The sequence below is a fragment of the Methylobacterium sp. E-025 genome (genome assembly GCF_022829705.1).
Taxonomy (GTDB): Bacteria; Pseudomonadota; Alphaproteobacteria; order Rhizobiales; family Beijerinckiaceae; genus Methylobacterium.
Genome location: NZ_JAKSYR010000059.1, coordinates 1 through 7,942, shown reverse-complemented (window position 1 = coordinate 7,942; position 7,942 = coordinate 1). Strand labels below are relative to the sequence as shown.

Below are 7,942 nucleotides of genomic sequence, written 5' to 3'. Positions count from 1 at the left end.
GCGGTAGTGCAACTTGAAGTTCGTGCGGTACTCCGACACGGTGGCGCCGAGATCGTCGGCATCGGCAACCCCATGCATCATCACGGCGGCGGCGTTCGCGTAGGAGATCGTCTGATCCGGCTCGATCAGGATCACACCTTCGGACAGGCCGGCCACGATCTGCCGCATCTGCATGTGGCCGGCCTCATCGATCATCGGCGTATCTCCTCACCGAACACCAACGTTCGAATACGCGAAAATACGTTATGCAAAAAGTCAGTGTCAGGAAAACAGTTCGATTCCTGACATAGCAGCGGATAAGACATATGTCTGAGTTCAGTGGTGACATCTTGCAGCCCACGCTCCAGGGCATGAAGACCATCGTGCGCCTCGACGAGCCGGTGACGCACGCGTCTGGTAGGTAGTCTCTAGGGAGAGACACTCCCGGGTCACCGATGCAGTTCCTACGGGTTGGAATGAGGAACCTGAGGGCCGGGTGGAATGGTTCCGGTTGTTGGTCGCACTCGCGGCCAGGGTATCAAGCGATGAGCCATGTTCCGGAATGGAAGAGACAATCAAAACCTTCACCGTGTGGCTCGCCGTCGGCACGGAGGCCGCAGCGGCCCTGATCATCGGGTTTGCGACGCTGGAGGCTACTGTCTTCGCCCTCCTACTGTTTTTGCCTGCTTCGTTGCGTCGTTCGGATGATGATGGACCGCAGGCAGCCAAGGAACAGGTGCGGCTGAGGCTCGGTCGCTGGCTTGCCGTGGCGCTGGAGTTCGAGCTTGGCGCCGACATCTTGCGCACGGCCGTAGCACCGACCTGGTCCGAGATCGGCCAACTCGCGGCCATCGCGGCGATCCGAACGCTGCTGAACTACTTCCTGCAGCAGGAAATCGACAAGGCCGAGGAGCGGTCGCACCAGGCGCCTGGATCAGGTTCGCTGATGGCCGATCAGCCAAGAGATCGCACGGAGACTTGAGCGGTGCCTCTCATCGACCAGTGGATACGTGCTCTTGCCGCGCTCATCGAATTTGGTGGTAGCCCTCTCGTCGTGTTCGGTTGCGTTCGCGGCGCACTGGAACTCGTGCGAGCGCGCGGTAGCCATCATGGTATCGTTGCGGCGCGCCTCGCCGTCGCCGATGGCGTCGTGGCTGCGCTTGGATTCAAGACAGCGGCAACGCTGTTGAAGACCATCGAACTCCGTAGCTGGAACGCCATCCTAATCTTCGTGGCGGTTTTTGCCATTCGCACAATCGTCAAGCAGGCGCTTGCCTATGAAGAGACGTCACTTAATCGTCCCTCGCAAACCACAAAGTAATTTATGGCGGTGTGTTATGTCGATTAAAATTACTCAATCTATTCCGCATAAGTTTTATTGATAAAATTAGGGGCTTAGCGGCCATCCATTTCATAAGCCACTGTTCTCAATCGCAACTTGCGTCCAAGTTTCCACACTGATGCACATTGACCGTTTCACCGCTTGTTGTGATGTAGAAGAGATGAGCGTTAGCTATGTTATGCTGCAAGAATCTCCGATTGAACACGATTTGAGAAATACCAGGGTTGGAACGCCTTAGCCGTCATGGGTCGTCCAAAGAAATAGCCTTGGCTCTCGTCGCAGCCCATGCCGAGGATCAGACCGGCTATTTCCTGCGTTTCGATGCCTTCCGCCACAACGCGGTAGCCGAGATCATGGGTCAGCGTGATCATCGTCGCCACGAGGCTACGCTGCCGAGCATCCTCTGCGCAGCCAGTGATGAAGGAGCGGTCAATCTTGACCACGTCGAACGGAAGCGCCTGGAGGTAGGAGAGGGAGCTGTAACCCGTCCCGAAGTCGTCGATGGCAAGGCGAATGCCAGCGGAGGAGAGCCGTTGAAGCTGCTCCAGAGCATGGCCAGCATCTTCCATCACCGCACTTTCCGTTACCTCAAGCTCGAGACGGTGCGGCGGGATACCGTGTCGAACCAGAAGGCCCATGACGCGCTCGACGAAGTTCGGCTCACTCAGGTTACCAGCCGAAATGTTCACCGAGAGAACGAGATCCATGCCCTCGGTCAGCCAGGTTGCAAGCTGAGTCAGAGCGGTGTTGAGCACCCAGGTCGTCGTGGGCTTGACAAGCGTCATACGTTCGATGAGCGGGATAAACTCGCTCGGGGAGACGCTTCCCAGCTCGGGATGGGTCCAGCGCAGGAGTGCCTCGGCACCCAGGCAAAGCCCCGTGTCTAGGGCGACACGGGGCTGGAAAACCAGATGCAGCTGAGACGACTCCTCGAGAGCTTGGCCGAACCCGTTCAGTAGTTCGAAGCGCCGCCGATGCAGCGCATCCTGCTCGCAAGAGTAGAGGCTGACTCTGGTGTCCGTCAGGCGGGCGTCATCGGCCGCACAATGCGCACAACGTAAGACGTCACTTGGATCGGTCTGACCGAGCTCGAAGGGGGCAACGCCGATCGCAACCGTTGTGACGAAGCGCGAGCTGGCGTTCTCGCGGATCGCGCCGAGCATCGCCGCGAGCAGGCTGATGTAGGCGTCCTCGACGACATCCCGCGGGGCCAGAAACGCGATCTGGCTCGTGCCGATCATGTAGGCCGTACGTGTTGGTCCGAGGGCTGAGCGCAGCACCTGCGCCGCCTCCTGGACGAGTTCGTCGAGGAAGCTCGCGCCTATCACACGTGCGGCGTGGCTGAGCTCATCCGGGGATGCCAGATCCACGAACACGACTAAGCGCCGCGAGCCCCGTGGGTCCGTCAGGACGAGATCGTTCAGGTCCTCGACGAACTGGGTTCGGTTTGGAAAGCCGCTGAGAGGATCAATGCGGCCATAGGCGTGCTGCAGCTCAACCTGCGCCATCACCATGGCAGCCATGTCGCGCAACATCGCCGTCTCCGCAGCCGAGAAATCTCGCGGCTCGGAGCCCGCGACGCAGAGGGCACCGATGGCTAAGCCATTCTGCGTTAGAAGTGGGACTCCTGCGTAGAAGCGGGCGCCTGCCTGCGCCAAGGGCGTATCGCGGTACACAGGGTCCTGCGCGATATCGTGTAGGACGAGAATGTCGCGGGTATCAGTGACTTCCGCACAGGGCGCTCCCTCACGCGGCATTGAAGCCACGTCGATACCGACGCGAGACTTGAACCACTGCCGATCGCGATCGGTCAACGAGACGGCTGCGCTCGGGAGGCCGAAAAGCTGACTCGCCATCCGGGTGATACGATCAAAGCTCTCGCTTGCTGGCGTATCGAGCAGACACAGCTCTTGCAAAGCGGCGAGCCGCACAACTTCAGATTGAACGCCCGCCATCAGCTAACTCATGTTAGTACAGCGACCATGATGATGGGTAAAAACGAACAGAAATATAATCCCCCACTCTGATTCCGATATATCGGTTGTCCTGCGTAGCTCTGACACACCAAACGACGATCCGCGTTAACGATTGCCATAAAACGGTCGTTTTCTCGGCGCAGAAAATCCAAACGCGTTTGAGCTCGACATGCATTTCGTGAGAGCGTTCCAGCCCGGCGACGTTGCGGGCTCACCTAAGCTGCTAGTGCTCTAAGGGGGATCGTTCGGGCTATTGAACGTGCAGGGTGAGCTTCATCTTTGGATGGATGCCGCACTGAATGATGAAGTTGCCCGGCTCTTCGAGCGTGAGCGTGGCCCGCTTGCCGGGCTCTTGATCCCCAGCATCGAATGCGAACCGATCGGCCTCGATGAAGGCGTGATGGATCGTGCTGTCGTCACCATTGACGAGGGTGATGGTGTCACCTCGACGCAGGAACAGATCGGTAGGATCATAGTGACGGCCCTTCTGAAGCACACTCCTGGCGGTACTGGACAGTTCTGCGTGAGCCGCTCCGACCGCGGCGAGCGCGGTGGTCAAGGCGAGGACGGACATAGCGGTTCTGTAAGCGTGCATATCTCGCCACGTACTGCGGCAGGACGCATGCACGCAAGATGGTAAGAGAGCAGCCGTAGAATGCATGAAATCCAAATTATCTCCGCTGCAGCAGGTCTCGTTTGAGCAAAGCGTTAAGCAGGCGTCCTTATGAACGGGCGCGCAATCATCAGCGCTTGGTGAGAAGACTCTGTGCCCTTATTCAATGCCGATCTGCGCTCGCTCATGGCGGCAATCGACAGGTCCAGGGCTCGGATCGAATTCGCCCCCGACGGTACGGTTCTAGCCGCCAACGTGCTGTTCCTCGACCTGATGGGGTACGCCCTCGCCGAGGTGAAGGGACAACATCATACGCTTTTTGTCTCCCCTGGTGAGAGCGATGGCGACGCTTACCGCGTGTTTTGGGAGGGGCTGCGCCGTGGTGAAGCGCAGACCTGCGAGTTCAAGCGCATCGCCAAGGGTGGTCGCCAGGTCTGGATCCAAGCGACCTACAATCCTGTGCTGGATCGCGCGGGACGTGTCACCCGGATCGTCAAGTTCGCGACCGACATCACTGCGCAGGTGCTTCGTAACATCGACCACGATGGCCAGCTCGATGCTCTGCACCGCTCCCAAGCCGTGATCGAGTTCGCCCTCGACGGCACGATCCTGACTGCCAACCAGAACTTTCTTGATGCGGTGGGCTACAGCCTCGACGAAATTCAGGGCCGCCTCCACGGGCTGTTCGTGGATCCCTCCGAGCGAGAGGGCGGGGCCTACCGTGAATTCTGGGCGAAGCTCGCCCGCGGTGAGTTCGCAGCCGGTGAGTTCCGGCGAATCGCCAAGGGCGGCCGCGAGATCTGGATCCAGGCCACGTACAATCCGATCTGTAATCGAGACGGCAAGCCAATCAAGGTGGTGAAGTTCGCTACCGACATCACTGCGCAGAAGTTGCAGACAACTGATGCGGCGGGTCAGCTGGCGGCGGTCAACCGGTCCCAGGCGGTGATCGAATTCGCCCCCGATGGTACGGTGCTGGATGCCAACGCAAACTTCCTCGCGACGGTCGGTTATCGGATCGAGGAGATCCGTGGGCAGCACCACGCCATGTTCGTCGAACCCGGCTACGCGCAGACTCCGGAATATTCAGCCTTCTGGGATCGCCTGCGCGGCGGCGACTTCTCCTCCGGCATGTTCCAGCGCTTCGGCAATGGCGGCCGCCCAGTGTGGATCCAGGCAAGCTACAACCCGATCTTCGACCCCAACGGCCAGCTGACCAAGGTCGTTAAGTACGCCACTGACGTCACAGCTAACATGGCAGCGCGTTCCGTCGCGGTGCAGGCGGCCGAGCGAACCCTCGACAACGTGCAGGTAGTGACTGACGCCGCTGAGACCATGAACGCCGCCGCGCAAGAGATCTCGCGCAGCATGACGCAGTCCAAGACGGCTGTAGATGACATCCACGGGCGAACTGGTGAAGCGGACGCTGCGACTGAGCGGTTGCGTGCGGCGGCGAGCGCGATGGGTGGCGTCGCCGCCGTGATCGCGGGTATCGCCCAACAGATCAACCTACTGGCACTGAATGCCACCATCGAGGCAGCGCGAGCGGGAGCTGCCGGACGCGGCTTCGCAGTTGTGGCGGCCGAGGTGAAGGATCTAGCCGGTCAGGCCGCTGCGGCCACGAACCGGATCAGCGGCGAGGTCACCGGCATGCAAACCGTGTCGGCGGAGGTCGCGACGACGCTGGCATCGATCACCGCGGCGATTGGAACGATCAGCGCGCATGTCGACGGCGTGAGCGCATCGATGGACGAGCAGACCCGGGCAACCGGGGAGATCCTCGCTAGCATGCGGCATGCGGCCGAAGGCGTATCGAGCATCAGTACGAGCCTGGATAACTGGACGGTGGGGATGGAAGAGCGGCGCAACGAGCGTCGGACCCGTGTCCTGCTACCAGCCAGCATCCATGTGCCTGGCAGCTGTATCGCCTGCTCGATTCGCGATCTGTCTGACGGTGGTGCGCGATTGCATATTCGGATGCACGCGCAAGTCCCCGAGCGGTTTGAGCTGACTGTTGATAGCGACGGACGTAAGTTCAGCTGCGAAGTTCGACAGCGCTCTGGCGCCAGCGTGAACGTACAATTTCTGCAGACCGTAGAAACTAGGATCTCACGTGTGGCTTTGTAAGGGTGTCGCATGATCGAGTTCGGCGGGAAGCCTGCTACCGCCGTTGCCCTACGCGACCTCACCCACCGCAGGCACGACGATGCGCGTATCTGCCACCTCGCCTTGCACGACGCCCTGGCAGCACCCAGAGCGTGGCTTCATCTCCCTGGGGAGTTCATCCCGGTGGCGGAACAGGCCAACCTTATCGAGCAGATCGGGAGTGGGTGATCGACACTGCCTGCGCGGCGGCGGTGGCTTGGGCGCAGCCGTGGCCCGTCTCGGGCAACGTCTCGCCGACCCAGTTCCGACAATCCGACGTGCCGGCGATCGTCGCGGCGGCGCTAGCGCGGCACGGGCTCGACCCGGCGCGACTGGTGGTCGAGATCACCGTGGGCGTGTTCATCCAGGATGCAGCGAAGACCGTGCAGGTCCTGACCGACCTGCGCGGGCTCGGCGTCCGCTTGGCCCTCGACGATTTCGGGACCGGTTATTCCTCGTTGACCTACCTGCAGCAGTTCCGGCTGAACAAAATCAAGGTCGATCAGTCGTTCGTGCGCCGCCTCGGGCAGAACATGGACACACTTGCGATCGTGCGGGCGATCGTCAACCTCGGGCACAATCTCGACCTGCAGGTCACGGTCGAGGGGGTCGAGACGATCGAGCAGCTGGCGATCCTGCGCGAGCTGCGCTGCGAACAGATGCAAGGCTACCTGTTCGCGCGTCCAACCCCGGTGCTGGCGACGACCGAGCTGGATCGGGCACGGCTTCGGGCGCTGTTTGCTGCCCCGTCGATCAAGGCGCACGCTTGAGACTGCGACGAGCCCCCGAGGCACATCGCCATGACCGATCCGGAGCCCATCTCAGCGTAACGCCCTCTCGGCCTCAACCGGACGTGGAGGATGCTGCGACGCCGCTGGGTGCAGCCTCAGCGCTGTGTCGGACAGGAGTAATCCGGGCCATCGACCGCACGAGCTGGATGCTGCGTTGACGGGTCACCCTGTCGCCGATCGCAAGGTAGGCTTGCACCAGTGCCATCACGGCCAATGCTTCCTCCCCGTAGGCATCCGCCGGGCCACGCAAGCGATACGGGGTGTGGAGCTCGGTGATCGGCACGCCGAGTTGATCGGCGATACGCGCGAGCAGACTTGACTGGTCCGTTATGTCTTGACGGTGATCATCTGCCATCGGGCGAGCCTAAAGCGACCTAGAAGTTGCATGGTTTACCCATAAAACACAACCTATAAGGGAAGTCACCTTGCTTTAGGGTTGTCTCCTTCTCATCGTGCGCGTGATGCTTCGAGGCCACACCGATCCGGTGTCCGTAGGTGAGACGGAGCCATTTCTGACTAGGTTTGAGTGGCGCCTCAGTGCGAAGGAAAGCCTTATCGTGATCGGACAGCGATTGAAGCCGTCTGGGACGTCGAGCCGAAGGAGAGCCACCGGTACTCGCTCGGGGACAACCCATAGTGGTCACGGAAGCGGCGACTGAAGTGCGATTGGGTGGCAAAGCCGCAGCCGTACGCTAGGTCGTGAACTCATAACGTCTGGCACGGTTGGGCCGTGGCATCGTTGGTTCTCCGAATGGAGGACCGAGGATGGCGCGGTTTGACCTGACGGATGAAGAGTGGGCGGTGATCGAGCCGGTCCTGCCGACGGACGTGCGCGGCAAGGATCGGGTGGACGACCGACGGGTGCTGAACGGGATCTTCTGGCGGCTGCGCACGTCCGTCGGCAGGACCGGCTCGATCACCGCCCACTCTTCATCCGTCAGGTCAAACCGCGCCATCCTCGGTCCTCCATTCGGAGATCCAACGATGCCACGGCCAAACCGTGCCAGACGTTATGAGTTCACGACCTAGCCCACGCATCCGTGAAGCACCCACGGACATCATACTCACGTCGACATGGGTGAGGACCATCGACAAC

7 protein-coding genes and 3 pseudogenes are annotated in these 7,942 nt (G+C 60.8%); 5 read left to right on the top strand and 5 right to left on the bottom strand.

Features of this window, described 5'->3' with window-relative positions; genetic code table 11:
• Positions 1-195: pseudogene (locus tag MKK64_RS05595) on the bottom strand (PAS domain-containing protein); the annotation flags it as partial.
• Positions 196-541: 346 nt separating this feature from the next.
• Here MKK64_RS05595 and MKK64_RS05590 point away from each other — a divergent pair.
• Positions 542-961, top strand: coding sequence for a DUF1622 domain-containing protein (locus MKK64_RS05590; protein ID WP_243932571.1), 420 nt, complete (start codon positions 542-544; stop codon positions 959-961).
• Positions 962-964: 3 nt separating this feature from the next.
• Positions 965-1,300 carry a DUF1622 domain-containing protein gene (locus tag MKK64_RS05585; protein ID WP_243932570.1) on the top strand — a complete coding sequence of 112 codons (336 nt, stop codon included), beginning with the start codon at positions 965-967 and terminating at the stop codon, positions 1,298-1,300.
• A 197-nt stretch (positions 1,301-1,497) separates the two neighbouring features.
• On the opposite strand, the gene MKK64_RS05580 is transcribed toward MKK64_RS05585, so the two are convergent.
• Complete coding sequence (locus tag MKK64_RS05580) at positions 1,498-3,276, bottom strand: putative bifunctional diguanylate cyclase/phosphodiesterase (RefSeq protein WP_243932569.1); 1,779 nt, start codon at positions 3,274-3,276, stop codon at positions 1,498-1,500.
• 271 nt (positions 3,277-3,547) lie between these two features.
• Positions 3,548-3,871, bottom strand: a complete 324-nt coding sequence (locus tag MKK64_RS05575) for a hypothetical protein (RefSeq protein ID WP_243932568.1) — start codon at positions 3,869-3,871, stop codon at positions 3,548-3,550.
• A 225-nt stretch (positions 3,872-4,096) separates the two neighbouring features.
• Here MKK64_RS05575 and MKK64_RS05570 point away from each other — a divergent pair, with 225 nt between their 5' ends.
• On the top strand, positions 4,097-6,037 hold the full coding sequence (locus MKK64_RS05570) for a PAS domain-containing protein (RefSeq protein ID WP_243932567.1): 1,941 nt from the start codon (positions 4,097-4,099) through the stop codon (positions 6,035-6,037).
• Positions 6,038-6,039: 2 nt separating this feature from the next.
• Positions 6,040-6,825: an EAL domain-containing protein gene (locus tag MKK64_RS05565; protein WP_313898892.1), complete on the top strand. Its 786-nt coding sequence runs from the start codon at positions 6,040-6,042 to the stop codon at positions 6,823-6,825.
• A 73-nt stretch (positions 6,826-6,898) separates the two neighbouring features.
• Here the strand turns inward: MKK64_RS05565 and MKK64_RS05560 are convergent, their stop codons facing one another.
• Both MKK64_RS05560 and MKK64_RS05555 read right to left on the bottom strand, forming a co-directional pair.
• The gene (locus tag MKK64_RS05560) at positions 6,899-7,201 is read right to left on the bottom strand and encodes a hypothetical protein (protein ID WP_243932566.1); all 303 of its coding nucleotides are present in this window, start codon (positions 7,199-7,201) and stop codon (positions 6,899-6,901) included.
• 197 nt (positions 7,202-7,398) lie between these two features.
• Positions 7,399-7,548 (bottom strand): annotated as a pseudogene (locus MKK64_RS05555) (helix-turn-helix domain-containing protein); the annotation flags it as partial.
• Between the two features lie 63 nt (positions 7,549-7,611).
• Between MKK64_RS05555 and MKK64_RS05550 the strand changes: the two are divergent.
• A pseudogene (locus MKK64_RS05550) lies at positions 7,612-7,740 on the top strand (transposase); the annotation flags it as partial.
• Positions 7,741-7,942: the final 202 nt, after the last annotated feature.

Bases quoted from the DNA above. Each gene is read 5' to 3' on its own strand.
- MKK64_RS05575 (WP_243932568.1), bottom strand. From the start codon at position 3,871: ATGTCCGTCCTCGCCTTGACCACCGCGCTCGCCGCGGTCGGAGCGGCT.
- MKK64_RS05560 (WP_243932566.1), bottom strand. From the start codon at position 7,201: ATGGCAGATGATCACCGTCAAGACATAACGGACCAGTCAAGTCTGCTC.
- MKK64_RS05580 (WP_243932569.1), bottom strand. From the start codon at position 3,276: ATGGCGGGCGTTCAATCTGAAGTTGTGCGGCTCGCCGCTTTGCAAGAG.
- MKK64_RS05570 (WP_243932567.1), top strand. From the start codon at position 4,097: ATGGCGGCAATCGACAGGTCCAGGGCTCGGATCGAATTCGCCCCCGAC.
- MKK64_RS05590 (WP_243932571.1), top strand. From the start codon at position 542: ATGGAAGAGACAATCAAAACCTTCACCGTGTGGCTCGCCGTCGGCACG.